Origin of the sequence: Hoeflea sp. Naph1, from assembly GCF_046837775.1 — a bacterium.
In the GTDB taxonomy this organism is placed as follows: domain Bacteria; phylum Pseudomonadota; class Alphaproteobacteria; order Rhizobiales; family Rhizobiaceae; genus Hoeflea.
In genome coordinates, this window is record NZ_CP177286.1 from 424265 (window position 1) to 449672 (window position 25408).

At 62.0% G+C, this 25408-nt stretch carries 24 protein-coding genes and 1 pseudogene; 12 read left to right on the plus strand and 13 right to left on the minus strand.

What is annotated here, in order from left to right:
* Nucleotides 1-40: 40 nt before the first annotated feature.
* The 5 genes from ACK6D9_RS02050 to ppa all read left to right on the plus strand — a co-directional run bounded on the left by ACK6D9_RS02050 (nucleotide 41) and on the right by ppa (nucleotide 6225).
* Nucleotides 41-2092 (plus strand): M3 family metallopeptidase, encoded by a 2052-nt coding sequence (locus ACK6D9_RS02050; RefSeq protein WP_412050454.1) that lies wholly within the window; start codon nucleotides 41-43, stop codon nucleotides 2090-2092.
* Nucleotides 2093-2371: 279 nt separating this feature from the next.
* Entirely contained in the window at nucleotides 2372-4198 is a 1827-nt protein-coding gene (typA, locus tag ACK6D9_RS02055) for a translational GTPase TypA (RefSeq protein ID WP_322987826.1), read from the plus strand.
* Nucleotide 4199: 1 nt separating this feature from the next.
* Nucleotides 4200-4847 carry a CatA-like O-acetyltransferase gene (locus ACK6D9_RS02060; protein ID WP_412050455.1) on the plus strand — a complete coding sequence of 216 codons (648 nt, stop codon included), beginning with the start codon at nucleotides 4200-4202 and terminating at the stop codon, nucleotides 4845-4847.
* A 149-nt stretch (nucleotides 4848-4996) separates the two neighbouring features.
* The gene (locus ACK6D9_RS02065; protein WP_322987828.1) at nucleotides 4997-5503 is read left to right on the plus strand and encodes a GNAT family N-acetyltransferase; all 507 of its coding nucleotides are present in this window, start codon (nucleotides 4997-4999) and stop codon (nucleotides 5501-5503) included.
* Nucleotides 5504-5691: 188 nt separating this feature from the next.
* Nucleotides 5692-6225 (plus strand): inorganic diphosphatase, encoded by a 534-nt coding sequence (ppa, locus tag ACK6D9_RS02070; RefSeq protein WP_322987829.1) that lies wholly within the window; start codon nucleotides 5692-5694, stop codon nucleotides 6223-6225.
* A gap of 126 nt (nucleotides 6226-6351) precedes the next feature.
* On the opposite strand, the gene ACK6D9_RS02075 is transcribed toward ppa, so the two are convergent.
* Complete coding sequence (locus tag ACK6D9_RS02075) at nucleotides 6352-6669, minus strand: DUF167 family protein (protein WP_322987839.1); 318 nt, start codon at nucleotides 6667-6669, stop codon at nucleotides 6352-6354.
* Complete coding sequence (locus ACK6D9_RS02080) at nucleotides 6666-6956, minus strand: YggT family protein (protein WP_322987830.1); 291 nt, start codon at nucleotides 6954-6956, stop codon at nucleotides 6666-6668. The genes ACK6D9_RS02075 and ACK6D9_RS02080 overlap by 4 nt, the downstream gene beginning before the upstream one ends.
* Nucleotides 6957-7196: 240 nt before the next feature.
* On the opposite strand from ACK6D9_RS02080, the gene ACK6D9_RS02085 reads away from it, so the two are divergent.
* Nucleotides 7197-8498, plus strand: a complete 1302-nt coding sequence (locus tag ACK6D9_RS02085) for an MFS transporter (protein ID WP_412050456.1) — start codon at nucleotides 7197-7199, stop codon at nucleotides 8496-8498.
* On the opposite strand, the gene ACK6D9_RS02090 is transcribed toward ACK6D9_RS02085, so the two are convergent.
* The 6 genes from ACK6D9_RS02090 to hemC all read right to left on the minus strand — a co-directional run bounded on the left by ACK6D9_RS02090 (nucleotide 8449) and on the right by hemC (nucleotide 14906).
* Nucleotides 8449-9195: a glutamine amidotransferase gene (locus ACK6D9_RS02090; RefSeq protein WP_412050457.1), complete on the minus strand. Its 747-nt coding sequence runs from the start codon at nucleotides 9193-9195 to the stop codon at nucleotides 8449-8451. The two genes, ACK6D9_RS02085 and ACK6D9_RS02090, sit on opposite strands and share 50 nt — an antisense overlap.
* Entirely contained in the window at nucleotides 9167-9655 is a 489-nt protein-coding gene (locus tag ACK6D9_RS02095; protein ID WP_412050458.1) for a TerB family tellurite resistance protein, read from the minus strand. The genes ACK6D9_RS02090 and ACK6D9_RS02095 overlap by 29 nt, the downstream gene beginning before the upstream one ends.
* Before the next feature lie 21 nt (nucleotides 9656-9676).
* Entirely contained in the window at nucleotides 9677-11521 is a 1845-nt protein-coding gene (locus ACK6D9_RS02100) for a heme biosynthesis protein HemY (protein WP_412050459.1), read from the minus strand.
* 10 nt (nucleotides 11522-11531) lie between these two features.
* Nucleotides 11532-13121 (minus strand): COG4223 family protein, encoded by a 1590-nt coding sequence (locus ACK6D9_RS02105; RefSeq protein WP_412050460.1) that lies wholly within the window; start codon nucleotides 13119-13121, stop codon nucleotides 11532-11534.
* Between the two features lie 89 nt (nucleotides 13122-13210).
* The gene (locus ACK6D9_RS02110) at nucleotides 13211-13966 is read right to left on the minus strand and encodes a uroporphyrinogen-III synthase (protein ID WP_412050461.1); all 756 of its coding nucleotides are present in this window, start codon (nucleotides 13964-13966) and stop codon (nucleotides 13211-13213) included.
* 10 nt (nucleotides 13967-13976) lie between these two features.
* Nucleotides 13977-14906 carry a hydroxymethylbilane synthase gene (gene hemC / locus ACK6D9_RS02115; protein ID WP_412050462.1) on the minus strand — a complete coding sequence of 310 codons (930 nt, stop codon included), beginning with the start codon at nucleotides 14904-14906 and terminating at the stop codon, nucleotides 13977-13979.
* A 70-nt stretch (nucleotides 14907-14976) separates the two neighbouring features.
* Between hemC and tsaD the strand changes: the two genes are divergently transcribed.
* The 4 genes and pseudogenes from tsaD (at nucleotide 14977) to ACK6D9_RS02135 (ending at nucleotide 17580) form a co-directional block, all read left to right on the plus strand.
* Nucleotides 14977-16074, plus strand: a complete 1098-nt coding sequence (tsaD, locus tag ACK6D9_RS02120) for a tRNA (adenosine(37)-N6)-threonylcarbamoyltransferase complex transferase subunit TsaD (protein ID WP_412050463.1) — start codon at nucleotides 14977-14979, stop codon at nucleotides 16072-16074.
* A 94-nt stretch (nucleotides 16075-16168) separates the two neighbouring features.
* Nucleotides 16169-16462, plus strand: coding sequence for a YciI-like protein (locus ACK6D9_RS02125; RefSeq protein ID WP_412050464.1), 294 nt, complete (start codon nucleotides 16169-16171; stop codon nucleotides 16460-16462).
* Nucleotide 16463: 1 nt separating this feature from the next.
* Entirely contained in the window at nucleotides 16464-16901 is a 438-nt protein-coding gene (locus tag ACK6D9_RS02130) for an EVE domain-containing protein (RefSeq protein WP_322990651.1), read from the plus strand.
* Nucleotides 16898-17580 (plus strand): annotated as a pseudogene (locus ACK6D9_RS02135) (class I SAM-dependent methyltransferase). The gene ACK6D9_RS02130 and the pseudogene ACK6D9_RS02135 overlap by 4 nt, the downstream one beginning before the upstream one ends.
* Before the next feature lie 22 nt (nucleotides 17581-17602).
* Here the strand turns inward: ACK6D9_RS02135 and ACK6D9_RS02140 are convergent.
* Nucleotides 17603-18175: a L,D-transpeptidase family protein gene (locus ACK6D9_RS02140; RefSeq protein WP_412050465.1), complete on the minus strand. Its 573-nt coding sequence runs from the start codon at nucleotides 18173-18175 to the stop codon at nucleotides 17603-17605.
* Nucleotides 18176-18307: 132 nt separating this feature from the next.
* On the opposite strand from ACK6D9_RS02140, the gene ACK6D9_RS02145 reads away from it, so the two are divergent.
* Together ACK6D9_RS02145 and ACK6D9_RS02150 are read left to right on the plus strand one after the other, a co-directional pair.
* The gene (locus ACK6D9_RS02145; protein ID WP_322989655.1) at nucleotides 18308-18991 is read left to right on the plus strand and encodes a response regulator transcription factor; all 684 of its coding nucleotides are present in this window, start codon (nucleotides 18308-18310) and stop codon (nucleotides 18989-18991) included.
* Between the two features lie 21 nt (nucleotides 18992-19012).
* A complete protein-coding gene (locus tag ACK6D9_RS02150; RefSeq protein ID WP_322989656.1) occupies nucleotides 19013-19471 on the plus strand; it encodes a cyclic nucleotide-binding domain-containing protein in 459 nt (152 codons plus the stop codon).
* A 39-nt stretch (nucleotides 19472-19510) separates the two neighbouring features.
* On the opposite strand, the gene ACK6D9_RS02155 is transcribed toward ACK6D9_RS02150, so the two are convergent.
* The 4 genes from ACK6D9_RS02155 to ACK6D9_RS02170 all read right to left on the minus strand — a co-directional run bounded on the left by ACK6D9_RS02155 (nucleotide 19511) and on the right by ACK6D9_RS02170 (nucleotide 25397).
* Nucleotides 19511-20323, minus strand: coding sequence for an exodeoxyribonuclease III (locus tag ACK6D9_RS02155; protein WP_412050466.1), 813 nt, complete (start codon nucleotides 20321-20323; stop codon nucleotides 19511-19513).
* A 131-nt stretch (nucleotides 20324-20454) separates the two neighbouring features.
* On the minus strand, nucleotides 20455-21132 hold the full coding sequence (locus ACK6D9_RS02160) for an outer membrane lipoprotein carrier protein LolA (protein ID WP_412050467.1): 678 nt from the start codon (nucleotides 21130-21132) through the stop codon (nucleotides 20455-20457).
* An 84-nt stretch (nucleotides 21133-21216) separates the two neighbouring features.
* Complete coding sequence (locus tag ACK6D9_RS02165) at nucleotides 21217-23844, minus strand: DNA translocase FtsK 4TM domain-containing protein (protein ID WP_412051706.1); 2628 nt, start codon at nucleotides 23842-23844, stop codon at nucleotides 21217-21219.
* A gap of 191 nt (nucleotides 23845-24035) precedes the next feature.
* Nucleotides 24036-25397 carry an ammonium transporter gene (locus ACK6D9_RS02170; RefSeq protein WP_412051707.1) on the minus strand — a complete coding sequence of 454 codons (1362 nt, stop codon included), beginning with the start codon at nucleotides 25395-25397 and terminating at the stop codon, nucleotides 24036-24038.
* Nucleotides 25398-25408 lie beyond the last annotated feature (11 nt).

Genomic DNA, 25408 nt, shown 5'->3' on the forward strand with positions numbered 1-25408 from the left:
GCCATCAAACCTACATGAGGGCCACGCAAAGGAGCCTCTCATGACAGCCACTGAATCGCCAATATTCGCCTGGACCGCGCCGCTCGGCCTGCCCGATTTTGCCCGCATAGACGATGCCGATTTCGCCCCGGCCTTTGAGGAAGCGTTTTCCGAACATACGCGGGAAATCCTGACAATTGCCGATAATGACGCCGAACCAACCTTTGCCAACACGCTCGAAGCGCTGGAACTGGCCGGTGACAAGCTCTCCAAGGTCTCCTCGCTGTTCTGGAACCGGGCTGGCACCGATACCAATGACGTGATCCAGGCGCTCGAGCGCGACATCGCCCCACGCATGTCGCGGCATTATTCCACCATCGCCATGAACAAGGCGCTGTTTGACCGTATCGACAGTCTCTACCAGAAACGCACCGATCTCGGCCTGACTGCCGAACAGGACCGTCTGCTCGAGCGGGTCTGGAAATCCTTCATCAAGTCCGGCGCCGGGCTTGATGCCGATGGTCAGAAGCGCTTTGCTGAAATCGGCGAAATCCTCGCCGGGCTCGGCGCCCGCTTCGGCCAGAACGTTCTGGCCGATGAAAAAGAGTGGATCATGCTGCTCGATGACGGCGCCGATCTTGAGGGCCTGCCCGAGGATTTGCGCGCCGCCATGGCAGCCGTGGCCGAAGACCGTGGTCAGCCCGGCAAATTCGCCGTGACGCTGTCGCGCTCGATCATCGAGCCGTTCTTGAGCTCCAGCGCCCGCCGTGATTTGCGCGAAACCGCGTTCAAGGCCTGGATTGCCCGCGGCGCCAAGGGCGGCGCCACCGACAATGCCGCACTGATTGCCGAAATCATCGACCTGCGCACCGAAAAAGCCAGGCTGCTGGGCTATGAAAGCTACGCCGCCTACAAGCTTGACGACACCATGGCCAAGACGCCTGAGGCAGTCGAAGCACTGCTCGGTGATGTCTGGGCCCGCGCCGTCGAGCGCGCCGAGGCCGAGCGTGCCGATCTCGCAGCCGTTGCTGCCGAAACCGGCGGCAATCACGACATCGCCGCCTGGGATTGGCGTTATTACGCCGAAAAGCTCAAGGCCAAGCGGTTCGATTTCTCCGAGGCCGAGCTCAAGCCCTATCTGTCACTGGAAAAGATGATCGAGGCCTGTTTCGACGTCGCCCATCGCCTGTTCGGCATCACCATGACCGAGCGCCCCGACATTCGCGGGCCCCATGCCGATGCCCGGGTGTTCGAGGTCACCGGCGCAAACGGCAAGCAACTCGCCACCTTCATTGCCGATTATTTCGCCCGGCCCTCAAAGCGCTCCGGCGCCTGGATGAGCGGCATGCGCAGCCAGCACAAACTCACCATGCCGGACGGCACCAAGGGTGAGATCCCGATCATTACCAATGTGATGAATTTCGCCAAGCCCGCCCCCGGCCAGGCAGCCTTGCTGTCGCTCACCGATGCCCAGACTCTGTTTCACGAGTTTGGCCATGCGCTGCACGGCATGCTCTCGGATGTGACCTACCCGTCGCTGTCGGGCACCTCGGTCAGCCGCGATTTTGTCGAATTGCCATCGCAGCTCTACGAGCACTGGCTGACCGTGCCGGAAATCCTCGAAAAGCACGCCCGCCATTACCGCACCAACGAGCCGATTCCGCGGACACTGCTCGACAAGGTGCTGGCCGCCCGTACCTTCAATGCCGGTTTTGCGGCCGTCGAATTCACCGCTTCCGCGCTGGTCGACATGGCCTGGCATACCGGCGGTGAGATGGGCGATCCCGCCACCTTCGAAGCCGAGACCCTGAAGAAACTGGGCATGCCCGAAGCCATTGTCATGCGCCACGCCAGCCCGCATTTCCTGCACGTGTTCTCTGGCGAAGGCTATTCGGCCGGCTATTACTCCTACATGTGGTCTGAAGTACTCGACGCCGACGCGTTCGCCGCCTTCGAAGAGGCTGACGGCCCGTTTGACCCGGTAATCGCGGAAAAGCTGCTCACCCACATCTATTCGGCCGGCGGATCGCGTGATCCGGCCGTGCTCTACCAGGCTTTCCGCGGGCGCATGCCCGATGCCACGGCGATGCTTGAAAAGCGCGGCCTGGCCTGACCAGGCAACCACCGGCGGCGCCAATTTTTCGCCGCCGGCTCGACGCCCTGAAACAGTAAAACTTCCGGCGACAACACCGTCAGAAATGTTTCGCCTCCGGAATCAGTACTTGAATGGCTGCGATTCGCGCCGAATCAGGCACTCATTGGCGCGACCTTTCCAGCCCCTCTTTCGCACTCGCAAAAAACCCTGTATAAGCCCGGCAAATTCCGGCGTATGCCGGCCTGCGCCGGGATCCCGTTCCGGCGCTTTTGTATTCTCCAAAACGAGACCAGCCCTATGTCCCTCCGCAATATTGCGATTATCGCCCACGTTGACCATGGTAAAACCACTCTAGTTGACGAAATGCTCAAGCAATCCGGTGTCTACCGCGAAAACGAGCGCGTTCAGGAACGCGCCATGGATTCGGGCGACATCGAAAAAGAGCGTGGCATCACCATTCTCGCCAAGGCCACTTCGGTGGATTGGAAAGGCAACCGCATCAACATCGTCGACACACCCGGCCACGCCGATTTCGGCGGTGAAGTCGAGCGCATCCTGTCGATGGTCGACGGCGCCATCGTTCTGGTTGACGCTGCCGAAGGCCCGATGCCGCAAACCAAGTTCGTGGTCGGCAAGGCACTCAAGGTCGGGCTTCGCCCGATCGTCGCCATCAACAAGATCGACCGTCCCGACGCCCGCGTCGATGAAGTCATCAACGAGGTGTTCGACCTGTTCGCAGCGCTTGACGCCACCGACGAACAGCTGGATTTCCCGATCCTTTACGGCTCGGGCCGCAACGGCTGGATGTCGACCGGTCCCGACCGCCCGGAAGATGGCGGAACGCTTGCGCCGTTGTTTGACCTGGTTCTCGAGCATGTGCCGGAACCTACGGTCGAAGAAGGCCCGTTCCGGATGATCGGCACTATTCTGGAAGCCAACCCGTTTCTCGGCCGCATCATCACCGGCCGCATCTATTCCGGCACCGTCAAGGCCAACCAGCAGGTCAAGGTTCTGCATGGCGACGGAAGCCTGGTGGAAACCGGACGCATTTCCAAGATTCTCTCGTTCCGCGGTCTTGAGCGTGTTGCGCTCGACGAAGCCCATGCAGGCGACATCGTCGCCATTGCCGGCCTCTCCAAGGGCACCGTTGCCGATACGTTCTGCGACCCTTCGGTTACCGAGGCGCTGACCGCCCAGCCGATCGATCCGCCGACTGTGACCATGAGCTTCATGGTCAATGATTCCCCGCTGGCAGGTACCGAAGGTGACAAGGTCACCAGCCGCGTCATCCGTGACCGGTTGCTCAAGGAAGCTGAAGGCAACGTCGCCCTGAAGATCGAGGAATCGAGCGCCAAGGATTCATTCTACGTCTCCGGCCGTGGCGAATTGCAGCTGGCCGTGCTGATCGAGACAATGCGTCGCGAAGGCTTCGAGCTTGCCGTATCACGTCCGCGCGTCGTTATGCACAAGGATGAGAACGGCAAGCTGCTGGAACCAGTTGAAGAAGTCGTCATCGACGTCGATGAAGAACATTCCGGCATCGTCGTGCAGAAGATGGCCGAGCGCAAAGCTGAAATGACCGAACTGCGCCCGTCGGGCGGCAACCGTCAGCGTCTGGTGTTCCACGCGCCGACGCGCGGCCTGATCGGCTATCAGTCGGAATTGTTGACTGACACCCGCGGCACAGCGGTGATGAACCGTCTGTTCCATGAATATCAGCCTTACAAGGGTGACATCGCCGGCCGTACCAATGGTGTGCTGTTATCCAACATGTCGGGCGAAGCCGTGGCCTATGCCATGTTCAACCTCGAAAGCCGTGGCCCGATGATCATCGAGCCGGGCGACAAGGTCTACATGGGCATGATCATCGGTATCCATACCCGCGACAACGATCTTGAAGTCAACGTGCTCAAGGCCAAGCAGCTCAACAACATCCGCGCCGCCGGCAAGGATGAAGCGATCAAGCTGACAACGCCGATCCGCATGACGCTGGACCGCTCGCTGTCCTGGATTCAGGATGATGAACTGATGGAAGTGACGCCGAAGTCGATCCGTCTGCGCAAGCGTTTCCTCGACGCCACCGACCGCAAGCGCCAGGGAAAATCCGGCGCCAACGCGGCCTGATATGACAGGCGCGCGCGAAATAGAGCTTGCGACCTGGTCACGGGCGGGACAGTTCAACTTGTTCCGCACCTATGACCGGCCGCATTTCGCTGCTACCGCGCGCGTCGATATCACCGCCCTGATGACCCGCGGCAAGCCCGCGGGCGTCTCGCCCTACCGGGCCTTCATTTACGCCATCGGTGCCGGCGTTCATGCCGTGCCAGCGCTGAAAATGCGGTTTGAGGGCGACCGCGTTCTCGAATACGACGCGATCTCTCTGTCAGCCACCGTTCCCCGGCCTGGCGACACTTTCGGCTATGCCTATATTCCCTATTTCCAAGACTGGGCCGAGTTCGCTGCAAGCTGCAAGGCGATCATCGATGAAACCGCCAAGGGTTCCGATCTCGGCGCCAACACAGGCCAGCGTTCCGATGTGGCCTATCTTTCCTGTCTGCCATGGCTCGATTTTACCGCGCTCGACAACGCCCTTCCAGGGCCTGATGACTGCATTCCGCGGTTTTCCTGGGGCAAGTTCATCAAGAACGCCGAAGGCCGCTGGAGCTGCGCTGTCGCCGTGCAGGTGCATCACGCGCTGGTCGACGGCCTGCAGGTGGGCCAGTTCTTCGAGGCAGCCCAGGCAAATCTCGACCGCTTCGGCGACAACACCTGACAGGCGACGCAGACCCTTCAGGCCTTGCATAATTCGTTAACAGACGGTTAACTCTCCGGACGCCGTCCACAGAACAATGCTGTGGGCAGATTCCGAAGCCGGGCTGTTCGCGCCTTCTGCCGACGACTCGGGACCGATAGTATGGCCGCATGAACACGTTGACGATCGACATACGGCACGCAGAGCCGCAGGACGCCGAGGCGATTGCCCAGACGCACCGGGCGGCCTGGAGCCATGCCTATACCGGTATCCTGCCGCACAAATCGCTGCGACAGATGCTCGAGCGCCGCAATGTCGCCTGGTGGCGGCGGGCCGTCCGCGGCGCTACCTCGATCCTGGTGCTTGATGTCGGCGGCACCATTGCCGGCTACGCAACGCTGGGCCTCAACCGGGCCCGGTCATTGCCTCAGGAAGGCGAGATCTACGAGCTTTATCTGCGGCCCGAATACCAGGGCGTTGGACTTGGCAAGCGGCTGTTTGCCGAAGCCCGGCAACTGCTGGCGTCGCTCGGCTGCAAGGGCGTTGCCGTCTGGTGTCTGGAAGAAAATTACCCATCTGTGGATTTCTACCACTTCCAGGGTGGCCGCGACGTGGCCGAGGGGCATGAGACTTTCGACGGCAAGACTCTCAAGAAAGTGGCCTTCGTCTGGGAATAAGGCCCCGGCCCGCGCGATCCACGCCGAAAGGCTGGTTGCGCACTGACGGGTTTGGTTCTAAATCCCCCGTAACGCCTTCAACAGGTCAACACCAGCCGGTCTCAGACAAGCCCGGCCAACAATCATTTTACACGCCCCTGCGCGCGCCGGTACCGGTGCAGCGCCACAGATACCCGAATGGAGCGATCATGCGTATAGATGCCATCAGCATTGGTGAAAACCCACCACACGACGTCAATGTGATCATCGAGGTTCCCGTTGGCGGTCACCCGATCAAATACGAGATGGACAAGGACGCGGGAACCCTGATTGTCGACCGCTTTCTCTACACGCCGATGACCTATCCCGGCAATTACGGCTTCGTGCCGCACACCCTGTCCGACGATGGCGACCCGATCGACGTGCTGGTGTGCAACACACGACCACTGATCCCCGGCTGCGTCATCAATGTGCGCCCGATCGGCGTTCTGATCATGGAAGACAATGCCGGCCAGGATGAGAAAATCATCGCGGTGCCGTCGCCACATCTGACCCAGCGCTACGCCAAGGTCGCCGATTACACCGACATTCCCGAGATCACTCTGCAGCAGATCGAGCATTTCTTTGAGCACTACAAGGATCTCGAACCCGGCAAATGGGTCAAGATCGGCGGCTGGCGCGACGCCGAGACCGCGCGCGGGTTGATCATCGAAGCCATCGAGCGCGCCAAGACCAAGGGCTGAGTGCCGTCAGCTGACCCATGTCGGTTATCGTTTAAATGGACTCATTTGAACGATAACCGACATGGATTCAGTCAAGTGAATTCAGCATGCTGCGCGCATCCCACAGGATATGCGGCGACGTAGCCGTCACGGTTTGTCGGCAAGCGTGGCGGCCACCTCGGCAAGATCCTTGGGATCGCCGCTGATACGGACGATCTTGTTGCGGCTGGTTTCGCCGGAGATCACCCTGATTGTCGATTTGGGCAGCCTCAGTCGCTTGGCGATCAACACCTCCAGCGCCCGGTTGGCCTTGCTCTTTTCAGGCACCGCGCGAACCCGCGCTTTCAGCCGGACAGTTCCCGCGGCATCCTCAACCAGGCCGTCAATCGCATCGGAGGCAGCTGACGGCGTCAGACGGACGGCCAGGTCGACCCCGCCGTCAGCTGTTTTGAACCAGTTGCTCAGAAGAACATCGGCGCGATCGAGGTGGCGATGAAGGTGCGCACGAAAAAGATCGCGATCAACAGCACAATCGGTGAAATATCGAGCCCGCCCAGATCCGGCAGCACCCGTCGAATCGGCTTCAGCACCGGTTCGGTTGCCTTGTAGAGAAATTCGCCCACCATGCCGACAAAGCGATTGCCCGGATTGACCACGTTGAAGGCATAGAGCCAGGAGAAAATGGCACTGCCAATGATGATCCAAGTGTAAAGGCTAAGTACCATGTCGATGGTTGAAAAGACTGCGATCATAAGTTTCTCCGGCAGTTATAACGTGACCGACATGTAGACATTCGCGTCCCGGGCGGCAAGGGCCGCTGCGCAGGAACAGACACCACAAGGTCACCGCCGCCGCATGCAGCCCCTCAACAAGTTGTCCGCGCACAGGACAATGCTCCGACGCGCCGACGGATCAAGAATATGGCGTCACCCGCCCGCTCGTGTATAGCTCGAAGGGTAACGCTCAAAACGGCATCAACCCGGACCAGCCCCATGCAGCCCCTCACTCAAGGCGAAGACCGCTTTGCGGCTTTTCGGCACCGCGCCTTCACCTACTATTTTGTAACGCGGTTTTTCTCGACCTTTGGCCTGCAGATCATCAGCGTGGCGGTGGGCTGGCAGATTTACGATCTCACCCGCGATCCTTTCGACCTTGGCCTGGTCGGCCTGATCCAGTTTCTGCCGGCACTGGTGCTGATCCTGTTTACCGGCGCTGCCGCTGACCGCTATGGCCGCCGCACCATCATGATGGTCTCGGAGATCGTGATTGCCGCTTCTGCTGCAGCACTGGTCTATTTCGCCTGGCGAGGGCTGACCTCACCACTACCGATCTTCGCGGTGTTGCTGGTGCTTGGCATCGCGCGTGCATTCTTTTCGCCAGCCTCGCAGTCGCTCGCGCCCAACCTGGTGCCGGCGCGCGACCTGCCCAACGCCATTGCCTGGAACTCCACATCCTGGCAGACATCGACCATCGTCGGCCCGGTGGCCGGCGGCCTGCTCTACGGTTTGGGTGCGCTGGCGCCCTATCTCACGGCCTTTTGCCTGTTCATCCTGGCAACCATCGCCATCTCGCTGGTGCCGCCGCCGCTGAAGCGCTCGCGCGTTCAGGCACAGAGTTGGCACACACTGCTTGCCGGCTTCAGCTATGTCCGCAACCAGAAGGTCGTGCTGGGCGCCATCTCGCTCGACATGTTTGCCGTCTTGCTGGGCGGCGCCGTGGCGCTGATGCCGGTGTTTGCCCGGGATGTGCTGGAGCTTGGCCCCGCCGGTCTCGGCTGGCTGCGCGCAGCGCCCGGCATCGGCGCCATCGCCATGGCGATCTACCTCGCCTCGCGGCCGGTCAGGCAGCACGCAGGCATCACCATGCTGATCGCTGTCGGGCTGTTTGGCACCACCACCATTGTCTTCGGCCTGTCGACATCGCCACTGTTGTCAATTTCAATGCTGGTGATCATGGGCGCGTCCGACATGATTTCGGTCTATGTCCGCCAGAGCCTGATCCAGTTATGGACTCCCGACGACCTGCGCGGCCGGGTCAGTGCCGTCAACATGGTATTTGTTGGCGCCTCAAACGAACTTGGCGAATTTCGCGCCGGCACCATGGCCGCATTTTTTGGCCCGGTATTTGCGGTGGTGCTCGGCGGCGTCGGTACCCTGGCCGTGGCGGTCGCCTGGAGTTTCGGGTTTCCCGCATTGAGACAGATCGAATCGCTCGACAAGGACGCCGAGGAAAGCCGGGCGAAGCTCAAGCAGCAGCTTGAGAAACCGGAAATATCCGGTCCAGGAAACGCTTGAGCCAATCCAGCAGCGCGGCGTCATGGATCAGCCGCCCGCCCAGATGCTGCACACCTTGCTGGGCGCCGGGGAGAACGAAACGATGCGCGCCGCGAACCGCCCAGCGGTGCATCATCGCCAGCGTCAGTTCGGCATGAAACTGGATCGCCCAGGCATTCTCGCCATAACGGAAGGCCTGGTTGGGATAGGTCTCGGCAGTGGCCAGCAGCTCCGCGCCGACAGGCAGATCGAACCCCTCGCGATGAAACTGGTAGACCATTGACGGCCAAGCCATCATCGCCTCGCCTGCGGGCGTCGGTTGTAACGGATACCAGCCGATTTCCACCAGGCCATCGTCGCGGCACGCCACCTGTCCACCGAGATGCCGAACCAGGATCTGCGCACCCAGACAAATCCCGAGATACGGTTTGCCGGATGCAAGCACGGTATCCATGAACCGGGTTTCGTGGCGGATCGCCTCGATATCGTCATTGGCAGACATCGGCCCGCCAAACACCACCACGCCGGCGTGACTGGCGAGTGTGTCAGGCAATGGATCGCCAAGCACAGGGCGACGGATATCTGCTTGAAAGCCCATCAGCGAAAGCAGCTGACCGACTCGCCCGCAGCTGGAGTTCTCCTGATGCAGAATGATAAGAATGCGGCCGCTGCGTGACCCGGGCTTGAGTTCAAACCCCGTCACCCGCACCCTCCGCATCGCTGATACCGGCGCTTTCGAGCGCCCTTTGCCGGGCCAGCACGCGCTCCCGGCTGGATACGCCCATCAGATCGGCAATACGCCAGACCACATGGTCTTCAAGTTCGTGCCGATGCCCGTCGGCATAGGCGAGCCGCCACAAAAGCTCGATGAAATGCACCTTGGCATCCGGCTCGAGGTTGCGGTTGAGCACGCTGGTGAAGGCATAGAGATCAACCGCCTCGCGTTCGGCCTGGGCGCCAGCCTCGATCAGCGCCTTTTTTGACGCTTCGCTGTCGGCATATTCCTCAGCGATCATTTCCCTGAGGGCACGGGCTTCGGCCGGATCGACCACACCATCTGCGCCAATCACATGAAAGAACAGCGCCGCCGCGGCCACATCGGGATCACTGGTATCGGGACCGGAAGGTTTGCCGTTCTCGCGCAATCCACTGAGGAAGCTGCGTATTTGTTCAAGCATTTCTGATCCTTTCCGGTCCTGTCAAAACAACCGGAATCGGCCGGGTTTTTCCGGTGCAGCACCCGTCCGCACGCCCGGATCGTCCGGCCGGTGGCTGAGAAACGCAGCTTCCCTGGCGCGGGCTTCGTCCTCAGACTCCCCCACAGCGGGTTTTTCCGCAGCCACCGTGGCGGTTTCCTGATTGCCGGCCTTTGGCTTGGTCCCGGAATGTGGCCCGGATTTGGCAACATCGTCTGCCATAACCGCTGCTTCAACCTTTTTGGCCATCGGCGCAACTGCTTCGGGTTTATCCTCGTTACCGGGCTTCCCGGTCTGGTCATCGGATTCCGCCGCTGCTGCCAGCGCCGCGTGCTCCGGCTCGGCCTCAATAACAGGAGCCGTGACAGGCAACGGGCCTTCCTCGGTGTTGTTCACCGGCGCCAGTGCATCCGCGATCGGGTCAGCCGCAGGTGCTGCTACGGCTGCGACAACCGTGGGGGCTGCCGCCGGCTCGTCATGTTCGCGCACCGGCGGCAGACTTGCCATCGCCCGGTCAAAGGCGCCCGCCGGGGTTTCGTTGTCGAGCGCCGGGCTCGCAAGCTGTTCCACCGGAACCTTCCACTCGAAAGCGTCGAGCTTGCCGGTCACCGGCGATACCGGTTCCCAGTTTTCCGAGACGTAGCCATCGGCGGTCCATGCCGGATCACGCGGCGCGCGCACGGCCTGCGACAGCCAATGCCGGATGCGGCCCTGATCGCCTGTTTCGGCTTCCTCGATATCGGCGAGCAACAGATAGATGCCTTCGCAAGGCCTCAGCCGCGCCGCAGCCTCGGCCTTTTCGCGGGCCAGATCGAATCGCCGCGCATCCAGCGCCGCACGCGCCACCGCATCGAACGATTGCGGGTGCATCGGCCTGAGCTTTTCCAGCCGCTCGGCGCGTTTGAGCCGGTCGATGGCCGTGTCCCCGACCCGAGCCCGGACATAGGCCTCGGCAATGTCGGGATGCGGGTTGGCCTTCCATGCGGCTTCCAGGATCTTCGCCGCCTTGCGCAGATTGTCCTGCCGCAAAAGCGCCTTGGTGGCGACAATCGCCGCCGGCGGGAAAGCCGGCGCCAGTTTCAGTGCCGCCAGCGCATCATCACGGGCAGACGACGGATCGGCGTCAAGCCGCTCCCGGGCACGCGCGGTCAACAGCACCGCCTTCTTGCGGTCGGCCGCTGCCGCTTCGATGGTGCCGGCATGACGCTGGCGATCAAGCAGGTGCAGCGCTTCGTCCCATTTGCCTTCCTGGGTGCGATAGGACAGCGCGGCAGCGCCTGCCCATGGCAGATGCGGAGCCTGTTCGGCGGCGGTTTCAGCATAATGCCGGGCTGCATCATCCGCGCCCTGTCGCTGGGCTTCGAGATAGAGACCGCGCAGGCCGAGCAATCGGGTTTCGGGATCCTCGGCCATTGCTTCGAAGAGCTTGCGCGCTTCATCGTTGCGGCCCTCGATCAGCGCCGCCTGAACATCAAGCAAGTGAATAAGGGGCTCCTGATCAGCGCTCAACAAGCCCTTGGTGCGCTTGTTCATCTTGCGCGCCATGGCCGCATCGCCGGCGCCGGCGGCAAGCAGTCCGGTTGACAGCGCCTGATAGCCGCGGTCGCGCTTGTTGGCGCGGAAATAGCGCGACACCAGCCTTGGCGAAAGCCAGATCGTTCGAATCAGCCACCAGCTGATCATGATCGCCGCAACCAGCGATGCCACCACCGTGACCGCGGTCATCAAGGACATCTCGATGCGGCGATCCTGCCAGACGATCGACAGATCGCCCGGACGGTCGGCAAGCCAAGCAAACCCGAAGCCCAGAACGAGCACCAGCGCGACGAAGAATAGCAAGCGGATCATCATCGATCTCCTAGTTCGCCGGGGCGTCAGACGGCGTGTCTGATTCGGTTGAGGCGTCGGATGAGGTTTGCGGCGTCGGTGTCGCCTTGGCGGGGGTGAGTGCCGCCCCGATCAGCTTTTCCGCCCGGACCCGCGCCGCCAGCGCCGCGCCAAAATCGGCGGCGGCCAGCTGTGCAGTTTCGGGCAACGCGTTCCATTCAGCCAACGCACCCGCGAGATCACCGTTGACCAGCCGCGCTTCAGCGCGTGCAGCGATCGCCTCGGCACTGTCGCCCTCGACTTCGCCCACCTTGCGCACCTTGACCACCGACAGCGCACTCGACATCAGCCGGTCAACCAGACCCGCATTCGGATCCGCGGGTTCGGCCGCAGCAATGGCCTGATTGGCGGCATCGCCAAAGCGTTCGATCAGGTCCGACCGGCTCAGGACACCGCTTGCCGCCAGATCCCTCAGTTCAGGCACCGCCGGGTCATCCGGCGCCACCGAGGCGAAAGCCTCGAGTTCGGACACGAAGGAACCACCGCGGTCGATCGCTGACTTCAGCCCGGCTGCAGCGATGGCGCGGGCCAGGTCAACCTGCTGCGCCGGCTCGTCGAGCCGTGTTTCCAGCGTCGCCAGCCGGTCTTGCAATTGCTTGGACAGCTCGGCCTGGCCCTGCTCCAGCGCCGCGATCTTTTCAGACAGCGCCGTGGCCTGCTGCTGGAGTTCGCTCAAGGATGTGGTGACGCCAGACTGACCCGCGCTGAGTTCCTGCACGGTAGCAGCCAGTGCCGGATCGGCCCCTTCGCCACCCGATGCACTGAGCGCTTCAATCCGGCCCTCGATCTCGCCCAGTCGGCTGACGAGCGCGTCAATCTGCTCGGCATTGCCGCCGCCTGTGCCAGCGTCCATCTGGCTCAGTGCCGACTCGAGGCTTCCGACCCGCGCCAGCAATTGGGCAGCCGGGCCATCGGCTGTTTGCGAAGCAAGCTTCTCCGACAACGCCTCGACATTGCCGGCAAGCCCGTCGACTTTGGTGACCAACGCCTGTGTCTGATCGTCGCTACCGCCGGGAACCGGCAACACACCAGCCGATTGCAGCGCGTAAGCACCTCCAAGTGCGATCACGGCGCCAATCACCCCGGCAGCGACCATAGCGACACTACCGCCGCGCTTGCGCCCGGTGTCTGCTTGTTTGGCAGAGCCTGACGGGCTTGAACCGGGCCGCGCCGTTGATGACTGCGCTGATGCGCTAGAGGCTGCGGCAGAAGAGCTTGTGGCCGACTTCGGCTTGTCATTACCTGATTTAACATCAGCAGACCTTTCGCTCCCGCTCGCTGCGTCCTTGGGCTTGTCGCCACTGGCCTCGCCAGCACCCGAACCCGAACGCGCGCTCTGCGCCGACTTCTTGATGGAAGGCGTCGAAGATGGCTTCGATTCCGCTTTCGTCGCATCGGTTTTGCCACCGCCGGCTGTCTCCACGGCTTTTGCTGCAGCTTGATCCACCGTCGGCTTCTTGGCGGTACCAGGTTCGTCCTTTGGCGTCACATCGGTGGCGTCGAGGTCGATCGTGACCGGTTCAGGTGCTTTGGAGTGGCGCGGGGTAGGGCCCTTGCTCATGACGTCTCCTGCGTATCGGGTTGGGGCGAAGCTGTTCTAGCCGCGTATCGTGATCGCAATGCTTCATACAGCGCCTTGGTTCCGGCAAATCAGCCCAACCGGGCGAGCGATGCAAGCAGACTGTCTTCATCGGGATGATCAGCCGCGAGTGCCCGCGCCTGCCAAGCCTGCGGCAACGTCATGGAAATTGCCGGTGAAAGACACATAAAACGGGTCGATTCGACGAATTTACCAAGGTCTTTGCTTGTAATCAGGCTCGAAAACCGCCGCGCCGCATTGGGTGAATAAAGCACGACGGTATCGGGAGAGGGCGACAAAAGGGCTAGAATATCAATGTCAGTTGGATAACTTATTTCGGTCATTTGATAGGCTTGAATGACCCTGACCGGCGCCTTGGCAACCGCCATCGCGTCCTCGATAACCGTGGTACGCGGAGCGCCCGCCAGATAGAGCCATGGCTTTGCCAAACCGGCCCGATCCGGAGTTTCGGGCCCGGCCAGTACCGTTCCTGCCAGTGTTTCGGCCAAGTCGGCGGCGGTGCCCGCTCCCTCAAAAATTTCGGAAAATCCCCCAGCCCGTGCGGCAGCGGCAGTGGCCGGACCGACCACATGGACCGGCAACCGCGAATAGCCTTCTGGCAATGCGCCAGCATCACCAAACAGGGTGAAGGCCCGGGCGCTGGTGGCAATAAGCCCACGAATGGCGACGGCCTGTGGCAGATCTTCAATGCGCGCTGTCACCGCTGCCTCATAGAGCGGCATCTTCACCGCTTCATGGCCCAGTGCCTCAAGCCGCACCGCGGTTTGTGTCGCACCCGGTTCAGGCCGTGTCAGCAACACGCGCATCGCCGCAGCCTTAAACCCAGCTCTCGAAAAACGCGGGCCCCGCACGACCGCGAATATCGGCGCCGGCATCAGCGCCAATCTGGGCCGCGTCAGCGGCTGGCCCTTCGGTGCGAATATCGTGCCAGACCGAGCCGTCCGGTGTCAGCGCCATGCCGTAAAACGACAGCCGCCCATTCTCAATCGTCGCATGAGCCGCGATCGGCGTCCGGCAGGAACCATCGAGCGCACCCAGAAAGGCCCGTTCGCACATCAGCGCCACATGAGTGTCGACATGATTGATCGGCGCAAGCAGGTCGGAAATATGGTCATCGCCGATTCGCGCCTCGATGCAGATCGCACCCTGGCCCGGCGCCGGCGGAAACCGTTTCGCGTCGAGAAGTTCGGTAATGACCTCGGTATTGCCAAGCCGCTTCAGCCCGGCATGGGCCAGCAAGGTGGCATCGGCCTGTCCTTCATCGAGTTTTCGCAGCCGTGTTTCGACCTGGCCGCGAAAGGTGATCACCGACAGATCGGGCCTGAGGCGCTTGATCAGCGCCTGCCGCCGCAACGAGGCGGATCCGACCACCGCGTTGAGCGGCAGATCCTCGAGCCGCGCAGCCGTGCGGCCGATAAAGGCGTCACGCACATCCTCGCGCTCGAGGAAGGCAACCAGGTCGAGCCCGTCGGGCAACTTTGTCGGCATGTCCTTGGACGAATGCACCGCGAGATCCAGCCGGCCGTCGCTCAACTGCTCCTCGATCTCCTCGGTGAACAGCCCCTTGCCACCGATGTCGGCCAGCGACCGGTCGGTGACCCTGTCACCCTTGGTCGACAGCACCACGATCTCGAAAGCGTCTTCTGGCAAGGCATGCGCCGCCATCAGTCGATCGCGCGTTTCCAAGGCTTGCGCCAGCGCAAGCGGACTGCCGCGGGTGCCGATGCGATAAGGTTTCATTTGCAAGATATCCGATCCGTTGTTACCGACGCACAGGTACCGGGATCGTTTCCCGAGCGCAACATCAGAGCCGGACATGACCAAGACCAGCCTCGACATTTTGGGAATAGAAACGAGCTGCGACGAAACCGCCGCCGCCGTGGTCCGCCGGCTGCCCGATGGCTCTGGCGAGATCCTCTCCGATGTCGTTCTGAGCCAGCTCGACCTGCATGCAGCCTTTGGCGGGGTGGTGCCCGAGCTCGCCGCCCGCTCGCATGTTTCAGCCCTTGATCACCTCATCGCCCAGGCGCTGGATGACAGCGGCGTGGCGCTCGATGATATCGATGCGATCGCGGTCACCTCCGGGCCGGGCCTGATCGGCGGGCTGATGGTCGGCCTGATGACGGGCAAGGCAATCGCCATGGCCACCGGCAAGCCGTTTTTTGGAATCAACCACCTGGAAGGCCACGCACTGACCGCACGGCTGACCGACGGCGTTGCCTTCCCCTATCTGCTGCTGCTGGTGTCGGGCGGTCACACCCAGATTGTTCTCATCAAGGGCGTCAATGAGTATGAGCGCTGGGGCAGCACCATCGACGACGCACTCGGCGAAGCCTTCGACAAGACCGCCAAATTGCTGGGCCTGACCTACCCCGGCGGCCCTGCCGTCGAACAGGCAGCCCTTGAAGGCGAAGCCAAGAAATTTCGACTGCCGGTGCCGATGCGCCGCGACCCGCGAATGGATTTTTCCTTTTCCGGCCTGAAGACGGCGGTGCGGCAGATGGCCCAGGAGCAGGCGCCACTGTCACGTCAGACCATCGCCGATCTGTGTCTGGCGTTCCAGACCTCGGTAACCCTCAGCCTTGACGACAGGCTGACGATGGCGCTGACCCGGTTTTCCGAGCGCTTTCCCGATGTCAAAGCGCCGGCGCTGGTGGTGGCCGGCGGTGTCGCCGCCAACAAGGCGATTCGCGCCACGCTGCAGACCCGCGCCGATCAATCGGGTTTCCGGTTCATCGCCCCACCGCTCAATCTGTGCACCGACAACGCCGCCATGATCGCCTGGGCCGGTGCCGAGCGGCTGGCGGCAGGCCTGCCCGCTGATCAGCTCGATCTCGCTCCACGCTCACGCTGGCCGCTCGATCAGAACGCAACGGCGGTAATCGGTCACGGCAAACGCGGCGCCAAGGCCTGAGCCCCCTTCACCTGTCCAAGGATTGAATCGGAAGCCGTACCGGGGCATAGCATTGGCCAATCCTTTCAACCCGCTCTTACCCGATGGAGATTTCATGCTTTACGCTCTCATGTGCAAGGACAAGCCCGGCGCTCTCGCCACCCGCATGGAGGTTCGCCCCGCCCATGTCGAATTTCTCAAGGACCTTGACGCACAGGGCGTGCTGAAAATGGCCGGCCCATTGCTTGGCGACGATGAAAAGCCGATCGGCAGCCTGGTACTGATCTCGGCCGCCGACAAGGCTGAAGCAGAAACTATCGCCGCTCGCGATCCTTACGCCAAGGCCGGTCTGTTCACTGATGTGGAAATCCGCGCCTTCAATTGGGTGTTCAAGAATCCGGAGGCTTGATATGGCCTACTGGCTGTTCAAATCCGAACCCTTCAAATGGTCCTGGGAAATGCAGAAGGCCCGCGGCGACGCCGGCGAGCAATGGGACGGCATTCGCAACTATCAGGCCCGCAACAACATGCGGGAGATGAAACTTGGCGAAAAAGCCTTCTTCTATCACTCTAACGAAGGGCTTGAAGTGGTCGGCATCGCCGAGATCTGTAAGCTCATTCATCCCGACACCACCATCGACGATCCGCGTTGGGAATGTGTCGATATCCGCGCCGTCTGCGACATGCCCAAACCGGTCACCCTCAAGGACGTCAAGGCCAACCCTGCGCTCAGCCAGATGAGCCTGGTCACCTCGATGCGACTGTCGGTGCAGCCGGTCAGCGAAGCGGAATATCTCGAGGTCTGCCGCATGGGCGGGCTCGACAACCCGCCGCGCTCTCCCGCGTGACGGGCGGGCGCGCTTTCGGTCCATGAAAACTGATCCGGAATGCTTCATCCGCGCCAACACCGCGCTGTCGGCGCCGCCGCATGTGCCCGAAATCCGTCTGCATCTGGCAGACGAGGCGCATGACCTGTGGCTCAAGACCGAGGAGGAACTCGACGCGCTGGGCCTGCCGCCGCCTTTCTGGGCCTTTGCCTGGGCCGGCGGCCAGGGCCTAGCCCGCCACATCCTCGACAATCCCGGTCTGGTGGCGGGCCGCAAGATCCTCGATTTTGCCACTGGTTCCGGCCTGGTGGCAATTGCCGCCATCAAGGCCGGCGCGGCCGAGGTGATGGCCGTCGATATCGATCCCTGGGCGGCGGTGGCAGCAAGGCTCAACGCCGGCGAAAACCAGGTGACCTTCGATGTTCGCCAAACCGACCTGATCGGCAGCTACGAGAACTGGGATGTGGTGCTTGCCGGCGACGTATTTTACGACCGCGCCTTCGCCGCGCTGGTCTGGCCGTGGTTTCAGCAATTGGCAGCCCGCGGCGCGCTGGTGCTCATCGGCGACCCGGGCCGGGCCTATTGTCCGCGCGAGGGACTCATTTTGCTCACCACCTACCAAGTGCCAGTCAGCCGGGCATTGGAGGACAGCGAAATCAAGCGCACATCGGTCTGGCAGGTTCCGGCCGAACCGGCATAAGCCACCGCGCCAGATGGCGCGCTTACACCACCCGCACCACATCGCCGCGGCGAATCACCTTGAGCAGCCGCACCAGATCCAGCCATTTCAGCGCAACGCAGCCTTCAGTTGGTGTATAGCCGGGCCGGGCCACATGCATGAAAATTGCGCTGCCGCGCCCGCGCGCCCGGCTTTGGTAATTCCAGTCCAGCACCAGCACCGCATCATAGAGCGCATCGGTGCGGATCAGCGTCTCGTGGCTCGCGGCAAATGGCAGCCTGACTGCGCGGTTGTAGGCTGCATGCGCCGGTGCATCGCACCAGCCATCGCGGCGGCCCACCCGCCGCAACGCAACCGGCGACGCCACCGCGAAACGTTTGCAGCCGGTGCGAAACCCGGAAACCACCGGCATCGAGCCACGTGGCGTGGCGCCATCGCCCTCGTGCTTGAAGCTGCGCACCCCGCCGCGGCCAAGGGCTGCCGGAAAGCACAGTGGTCCGAATCGCACCACCGCCCGCAATGGGTTCAGCGGCGAGCGTCGCACCATCACCGTGCGCGGCGAAACCAGCTCCGATCGGGGTTTGTGTAACGCCAATCTCACGATCAAGTGCTCCATCCGTGGCTTCTCAATGGTATTTAGCACTTTGCCGTTGCCGCGAAAGTGCCTAAACAGGGACGCAATGTCATTTGACACCATCACATGCCGCGGCCAGCGCCGCAGACGCACACATGAAGAGGGAAAACCGCAATGACAGCTCGCTCGATCCTGCTGGTAGATGACGACAACGATCTCAGGGAGACCCTCGTTGAGCAACTTTCGCTCTATGAAGAATTCTCGATCCTCCAGGAAGCCTCCGCCACCAAGGGCGTGCAGGCGGCCAGGAACAACCATATCGACCTGTTGATCATGGATGTAGGCCTGCCGGACATGGACGGTCGCGAGGCGGTCAAGCTTCTGCGCAAGGGCGGCTTCAAGGCGCCGATCATCATGCTGACCGGCCATGACACCGATTCCGACACCATTCTCGGGCTTGAGGCCGGCGCCAACGATTACGTCACCAAACCATTCCGGTTTGCCGTGCTGCTGGCCCGCATCCGCGCGCAATTGCGCCAGCATGAACAGAGTGAAGATGCCACCTTTACCGTCGGTCCCTACACCTTCAAGCCCAGCCAGAAAGTGCTGCTTGATGAGAAGGGCGGCAAGATCCGCCTGACCGAAAAGGAAGCGGCGATCATCCGCTATCTTTACCGTGCCGATCAGAAAGTGGTCACCCGCGACGTGCTGCTGGAAGAGGTCTGGGGCTACAATTCGGGTGTCACCACCCACACGCTGGAAACCCACGTCTACCGCCTGCGGCAGAAGATCGAGGCGGATCCGTCCAATGCCGAGATTCTGGTCACCGAAAGCGGTGGCTACAAGATCATCCCTTGACCCGGTCACAGGAGCGCACCCGTGGCGCTGAATGACGACATCGCCCTGCTTTCGACCGTAGCGCTGTTCCACGAGATCGGTGAGGACAAGCTGCGGCTGATTGCCTTTGGCGCGGAGCGGCGCAAGCTCCAGCCGGGGCAGATGCTGTTTCGCCAAAACACCCCGGCTGATTGCGCCTTCGTGGTGGCCAGCGGGCGCTTCGAACTGACCCGCGCAGGCCGCAACGGTCATTCCCAAACCATCGGTACCGCCGAACGCGGGACCCTGCTCGGGGAACTGGCGATGGTCACATCCGTCGATCGTTCGATGACCGCCATCGCCCTCGACGATGCCGAGGTGATTCGCATCAACCGACCGCTGTTCCGGCGAATGCTGGAGGAATATCCGGAGATCGCCGACATCGTCCGCGAGCGCATTGCCGTCAACCTGGCTGAAATCAATGCCGGGCTGGACAGGATCGCCGGTCGCTTCGCCGATTAGCCGGTACAGATAGCCAGAGACAGAAGCTGCGGCGGCCCCTCAAAAATCGAAATGCGCTGTCACCGGCACATGGTCGGACGGCCGTTCCCAGCCACGCGCCTCACGCAGCACGTCGATGCGCGACAGCGATGGCGCCAGATCGGCCGAAGACCAGACATGATCGAGCCGCCGGCCACGGTCAGCCGCCTCCCAGTCCTTGGCCCGGTAGCTCCACCAGGTGAAGATCTTCTCTTCCGGCGGGATATGCGCCCGTATCAGGTCGACCCAGGCACCCGCTTTCTGCATCGCCAGAAAGCTCTCGGTCTCGATCGGGGTGTGGCTGACTACCTTGAGCAATTGCTTGTGCGACCAGACATCGGTTTCCAGCGGCGCGATGTTGAGATCACCAACGAGAATTGAAGACACACCATCGGCCCGTTCGGCTTCGGCGTGAAGCAGTTTCATTTCCTCGACAAAATCGAGCTTGTGCGCAAATTTCTCATTGATCTCGCGGTCCGGTTCATCGCCCCCCGCAGGCACATAGAAATTGTGGATCCGGATCCGCCGCGAGCCTGGCGCTTCGACAATGGCCGAAACGTTGCGGGTGTGATCAATGTCGCAATAGGTTTGCCGGCGATCATCCGACAGCGGCAACCGCGAGATGATGGCCACCCCGTGATAGCCCTTCTGTCCATGGATCGCCATATGCTCATAGCCCATCTTGCGAAAGGCGGCGCTTGGAAACGCGTCATTGGGGCATTTGGTTTCCTGCAGGCACAGCACATCCGGCGCGGCAGTCTCGAGAAAATGCTGCACCAGCGGCAGCCGCAGCCGAACCGAGTTGATATTCCAGGTGGAAACGGAAAACGCCAAAATCAAATCGCCTTGTCGGAGAGGAACGACCCCTTTTCTGGCCGACAAGCCAGAACGGGGCAACCCGATCCTCCCTGCGACAGATCAGCTTGCGGCTTCATCCACAATCATCAGCTTGAAAACGGCTTTGATCAGCCGCCGCGCTGTTTCTTGTGAACCTCTTCATAGGGAACCTTGAACACGCTGCTGGCGAATTTGACCCCGGTTTGGACATTGAAGATCATCACCGACGTGTCCTTGCCCTGGGCATCGCGGATGGTCCACTGCTTGAGCTCGAAGCTTTTCGGGTCAAACATCAGGCTGATGGTCGAATCGCCGAACACCGATTTGTTGCCCAGCACGATGGTCGTCAGGTCAGGATCTTCCTTGACTGAGTGCACCACCTGCGACGACAGGTCGATCCGCTCCGACAACAGCAGTTTCAAGGGCGTCTTGTCCAACGGGTAGAGATCCCAGGTGCGAAGCTTGCGGTTGCCGATCACCACTGCCTTGCCGTCGGAAATCACCCTTACCGCCGAGGGCGCCTCGTAGTTGAACCGCAACTTGCCGGGACGGTCGATGAAGAACTTGCCGCCGGTCTGCTCGCCATTGGGGCCGAACTGGATGAATTCGCCGGTCATGGTCTTGACCGACGAGAAATGGTCAGCCAACCGCTGCGCTGCTTCCTGGCCGAAAGCACCGCCGGGAAACGCCGTCAGGCCGGTGGCGGCCGCCATCAGTGACAGGCCCAGCCCGAGGCCGCCACCCAGCACCATGCGACGGGTCGGGGTCTGCGGATCGAGCAATGTGGAAGCGGCTTGTTTCGGCATGTCTATCTCCGTTTATTCAGCCTTCGTCTGGCCCAAGACTGCGGCGCCAGTGTGACGCCCGGCCAGGGCGGCTCTCCTCACATCTCAGCGCGGATCGATATCGTCCTCGGTCGGCACCAGGATTTCCCGTTTGCCGGCATGGTTGGCGGCGCTGATCACGCCTTCATTTTCCATCCGCTCGATCAGCGAGGCCGCACGGTTGTAGCCGATCCCCAGCCGCCGCTGAATATAGGAGGTCGAGGCCTTTCCGTCGCGCAGCACGATCGCCACCGCCTGGTCATAGGGATCATCCGACCCGGCCAGGTTGGAGGTGCCGGCCGGCCCGCCGCCGCTCTCGCCCTCGTCATCATCCTCGGTGATGGCATCGAGATATTCGGGCACGCCCTGGGTCTTGAGGAAGGAAACGATATCCTCGACTTCCTTGTCGGACACGAACGGCCCGTGGACACGCTGAATGCGGCCGCCACCGGCCATGTAGAGCATGTCGCCCATACCCAGAAGCTGCTCGCCGCCCTGCTCGCCCAGAATTGTGCGCGAATCGATCTTCGACGTCACCTGGAACGAGATCCGGGTCGGGAAGTTGGCCTTGATGGTGCCGGTAATAACATCAACCGATGGCCGCTGCGTCGCCATGATGACATGGATGCCGGCGGCACGCGCCATCTGCGCCAGTCGCTGCACCGCCCCTTCGATGTCCTTGCCGGCGACCATCATCAAATCGGCCATCTCATCGATCAGCACGATAATGTAAGGTAGTGGCGTGAGGTCGAATTCCTCGGTCTCGTAGACCGCTTCGCCGGTGTGCCGGTCAAACCCGGTCTGCACCGTGCGGGTCAGCGGTTCGCCGGTACTTGCTGCCTGTTCCACCCGCGCATTGAAGCCGTCGATGTTGCGCACGCCGATTTTCGACATTTTCTTGTAGCGCTCTTCCATCTCGCGCACGGTCCATTTCAGCGCCACGACCGCTTTCTTCGGGTCGGTAACCACCGGCGTCAGCAGATGCGGAATGCCGTCATAGACCGACAGTTCGAGCATTTTCGGGTCGATCATGATCAACCGGCATTTTGACGGGTCCATCTTGTACAGAATCGACAGGATCATGGTGTTGATCGCCACCGACTTGCCCGAGCCGGTGGTACCGGCAACCAGCAAATGCGGCATCTTGGCCAGATCGGCGATCACCGGTTCGCCGCCAATGGTCTTGCCCAGCGCCAGCCCCAGCTTGGCCTTTGAATTGTCGAAATCGCGGCTGGCGATGAGTTCGCGCAGATAGACGGTTTCGCGTTTCTGGTTGGGCAATTCGATGCCAATGGCATTACGTCCTGGAACCACCGCGACGCGGGCGGCAATGGCGCTCATCGAACGGGCGATGTCATCGGCGAGGCCAATCACCCGCGAGGACTTGATGCCGGGCGCGGGTTCAAGCTCATAGAGCGTGACCACCGGGCCGGGCCGAACATGGATGATCTCGCCCTTGACGCCAAAATCCTCCAGCACGCCTTCCAGCATGCGGGCATTCTGCTCCAGCGCCTCGGGCGACAGCGTAGCGTCCTTGACCACATTACGCGCTTCGTTGAGCAAATGCACCGACGGCAGCGAGAAGCCGTTTTCTTCAAGCATCGTGCCTTGCGCATCACGCTGAACCCGTGCGCCCGGCTTGGGTCGGTCGGCCGGAGCCGAAATTCGCGGTGAAACAGTGGTGCGGCGCGGCGCGGCGGCAGCAGGCGCCGCCTGCGGGCGCCAGTCGGCAGCCGGATCTTCATCATCGCCCATATCGTCAGACAGCACGCCGTCGGGCAAGGGTTCATCATCGATATCGAACGGCGACGCATCATCGATTACGGCGGCACGCCGAGCCTGCGGTGCACTGCCAAAACCCGGTTCAACCCGCTCCATCTGCGTGGGCGGTGCGGCGCGGCCGCCCGGCCCATCGAAATCGTCATTCAGGTCGAGCGGTTCATCCGGGGTCGCGTGGCTCCGGTGCGAGACGCCAAGACGGAACAACCGCCGCACCCGACCGCGCAACGTGAACCAGGCATGGGTGAGCGCACCAAGTATCAGCGATCCCTCCGACAAATCGTCGTCCTCGCCATCGGCTTCGGCGTCATCTGCTTCATCATCGACAGCAATCGCAGCCCGACGGATCAACCCGGCACCGAACAGCATCAGCCACAGGGCCGGCCACACCAGCAGCAGACCAAGGATGACGGCGATGATACCCGACGGAAAACCGCCAATGAACACCGACGGAATTTTCAGTGCCATGTCGCCAAGCACGCCGCCAAGCCCGTTTGGCAGCGGCCAGTCATTGGAACTCGGCATCAGGCCGAACAACGTCGCTGTCAGCCATGCGCCGCCAAACCAGGCAGCTGCGCGCCGCGGCAGCCGGTCAGCCGGCCGGTTGCGCATCAGCGCAATTGCCCAGAACAGCGCCGGCAAAAGGCCGATCACCCCGGCAAGGCCGAAAAACTGCATGACCAGATCGGCAAAAGCTGCGCCGCTGAAACCCAGCGCATTGACCGGTGTAGCCCCATTGGCATTGGAAAAACTCGGATCGGACACGGTCCAGGTGGCAAGTGCAGCCACTGCCAGCGCCAGACCGGTCAGGATCGCCATGCCAGCCGCGAAGCGAAGCTGCCGGCGGAACAGCCCGCTCAGAAACGACCCGCGGGGTGAAACGCCTGACGAAAGGGTAGATGAGCCTGTCTGCATGGTCACAACATGTCCGAATCGGGTTTTGGGCCCAACCGGACCCATCTCCAGCGAAACCTACCCGACGCGGGGTTAATGGCGCATTAACCATGCACGTACTGCGAGCTCCATAGCACCGAAATCCGGGTGCCTGAACGGCAAGACGCGGCCCCTGACCAGGGCCGCGTCTGTCATCTCGAGCGATCTTCAGATCAGTTGTGGTAGGCGGCTTCGCCATGCGAGGCGAGATCGAGACCCTGGCGTTCATCCTCGACACTGACCCTGAGACCAAGCGTCATGTCGACGATCTTGAACAGGATCAGCGAAGCCACGCCGCACCACAGGATGGTAATGCCCACGGCCGTAGCCTGGATCATCAGTTGCGGGACGACCGCATAGTCAGCGCCACCGGCGCCGCCGAGGCTCGGCAGATTGACCACCGCAGTCCCGAGCGCGCCGACGATGCCGCCGATGCCGTGAATGCCGAACACGTCCGCGGTATCGTCATAGCCGAACTTGTTCTTGACCACCGCGACGAAATAGTAACAGACGGCCGCAGCCACCGCGCCCAGCAGGATCGAGCCCACCGGACCGGCAAAGCCGGCTGCCGGGGTGACGGCCACCAGGCCGGTGATCATGCCCGATACGGCGCCCAGCAACGATGCCTTGCCGCGATGCAGGGTTTCGATCAGCGTCCAGGCAAGGATCGCGCCGGCGGTGGCGGTAAAGGTGTTGATCATTGCCAGCGCAGCGCCGCCATTGGCCTCGAGATTGGAGCCGGCGTTGAAGCCGAACCAGCCGAACCACAACAGCGCGGCGCCAACCATGGTCAACGTCATCGAATGCGGGGCCATCATGTCGCGGCCGAAACCAATGCGCTTGCCAACCAGTATGCAGCCGACCAGACCGGCGATACCGGCATTGATGTGCACCACGGTGCCACCGGCAAAATCCAGCGCGCCCATCTTGAACAGCAGGCCGTTGGCGTCCCAGACCATATGGGCGATCGGGAAGTAGACGAAGGTAACCCACAGCGCGACAAACAGCATCACGGCGGAAAACCGGATCCGCTCGGCAAAGGCACCGACGATCAGCGCCGGAGTGATGCAGGCGAAGGTCATCTGGAAGGCGATGAAGATATATTCGGGAATATTGACGCCTTCGGTAAAGGTGGCCGCTTCGCTGGCAGGCGTAACGCCAGACAGGAACATCTTGGCGGTTCCGCCCCAGAAAGCGCTTTCCGAGCCACCGAAGGCAAAGGAATAGCCGTAGAGAACCCAGATCACCATCACCATCGCGGTGATCATGGTGCATTGGATCAGCACCGACAGCATGTTCTTGCTGCGCACCAGCCCGCCGTAAAACAGCGCCAGTCCGGGCAGGATCATCAGCAACACCAGAATGGTCGACATCACCATGAAGGTGGTATCACCCTTGTCGATGCTGGCGACCACGGTCTCGGCCGCTTCCTGGGCGAAAGCGGGAAGCGTGAAGGCGGCCATTGCGCCGGCGAGCGCGCCGGTTCGGCTCAGGCCGGTCAGCATGACTGACCTGTGCAATGTCGGATTTGTCATCAAGGAAGTCA

Bases quoted from the DNA above. Each gene is read 5' to 3' on its own strand.
- typA (WP_322987826.1), top strand. From the start codon at position 2,372: ATGTCCCTCCGCAATATTGCGATTATCGCCCACGTTGACCATGGTAAA.
- ACK6D9_RS02110 (WP_412050461.1), bottom strand. From the start codon at position 13,966: ATGCGCGTGTTGCTGACACGGCCTGAACCGGGTGCGACACAAACCGCG.
- ACK6D9_RS02125 (WP_412050464.1), top strand. From the start codon at position 16,169: ATGCTTTACGCTCTCATGTGCAAGGACAAGCCCGGCGCTCTCGCCACC.
- ACK6D9_RS02060 (WP_412050455.1), top strand. From the start codon at position 4,200: ATGACAGGCGCGCGCGAAATAGAGCTTGCGACCTGGTCACGGGCGGGA.
- ppa (WP_322987829.1), top strand. From the start codon at position 5,692: ATGCGTATAGATGCCATCAGCATTGGTGAAAACCCACCACACGACGTC.
- ACK6D9_RS02080 (WP_322987830.1), bottom strand. From the start codon at position 6,956: ATGATCGCAGTCTTTTCAACCATCGACATGGTACTTAGCCTTTACACT.
- ACK6D9_RS02165 (WP_412051706.1), bottom strand. From the start codon at position 23,844: ATGCAGACAGGCTCATCTACCCTTTCGTCAGGCGTTTCACCCCGCGGG.
- ACK6D9_RS02160 (WP_412050467.1), bottom strand. From the start codon at position 21,132: ATGCCGAAACAAGCCGCTTCCACATTGCTCGATCCGCAGACCCCGACC.
- ACK6D9_RS02050 (WP_412050454.1), top strand. From the start codon at position 41: ATGACAGCCACTGAATCGCCAATATTCGCCTGGACCGCGCCGCTCGGC.
- ACK6D9_RS02145 (WP_322989655.1), top strand. From the start codon at position 18,308: ATGACAGCTCGCTCGATCCTGCTGGTAGATGACGACAACGATCTCAGG.
- ACK6D9_RS02100 (WP_412050459.1), bottom strand. From the start codon at position 11,521: ATGATCCGCTTGCTATTCTTCGTCGCGCTGGTGCTCGTTCTGGGCTTC.
- ACK6D9_RS02140 (WP_412050465.1), bottom strand. From the start codon at position 18,175: ATGGAGCACTTGATCGTGAGATTGGCGTTACACAAACCCCGATCGGAG.
- ACK6D9_RS02065 (WP_322987828.1), top strand. From the start codon at position 4,997: ATGAACACGTTGACGATCGACATACGGCACGCAGAGCCGCAGGACGCC.
- ACK6D9_RS02105 (WP_412050460.1), bottom strand. From the start codon at position 13,121: ATGAGCAAGGGCCCTACCCCGCGCCACTCCAAAGCACCTGAACCGGTC.
- tsaD (WP_412050463.1), top strand. From the start codon at position 14,977: ATGACCAAGACCAGCCTCGACATTTTGGGAATAGAAACGAGCTGCGAC.
- ACK6D9_RS02090 (WP_412050457.1), bottom strand. From the start codon at position 9,195: ATGCGGAGGGTGCGGGTGACGGGGTTTGAACTCAAGCCCGGGTCACGC.
- ACK6D9_RS02085 (WP_412050456.1), top strand. From the start codon at position 7,197: ATGCAGCCCCTCACTCAAGGCGAAGACCGCTTTGCGGCTTTTCGGCAC.
- ACK6D9_RS02170 (WP_412051707.1), bottom strand. From the start codon at position 25,397: ATGACAAATCCGACATTGCACAGGTCAGTCATGCTGACCGGCCTGAGC.
- ACK6D9_RS02095 (WP_412050458.1), bottom strand. From the start codon at position 9,655: ATGCTTGAACAAATACGCAGCTTCCTCAGTGGATTGCGCGAGAACGGC.
- ACK6D9_RS02130 (WP_322990651.1), top strand. From the start codon at position 16,464: ATGGCCTACTGGCTGTTCAAATCCGAACCCTTCAAATGGTCCTGGGAA.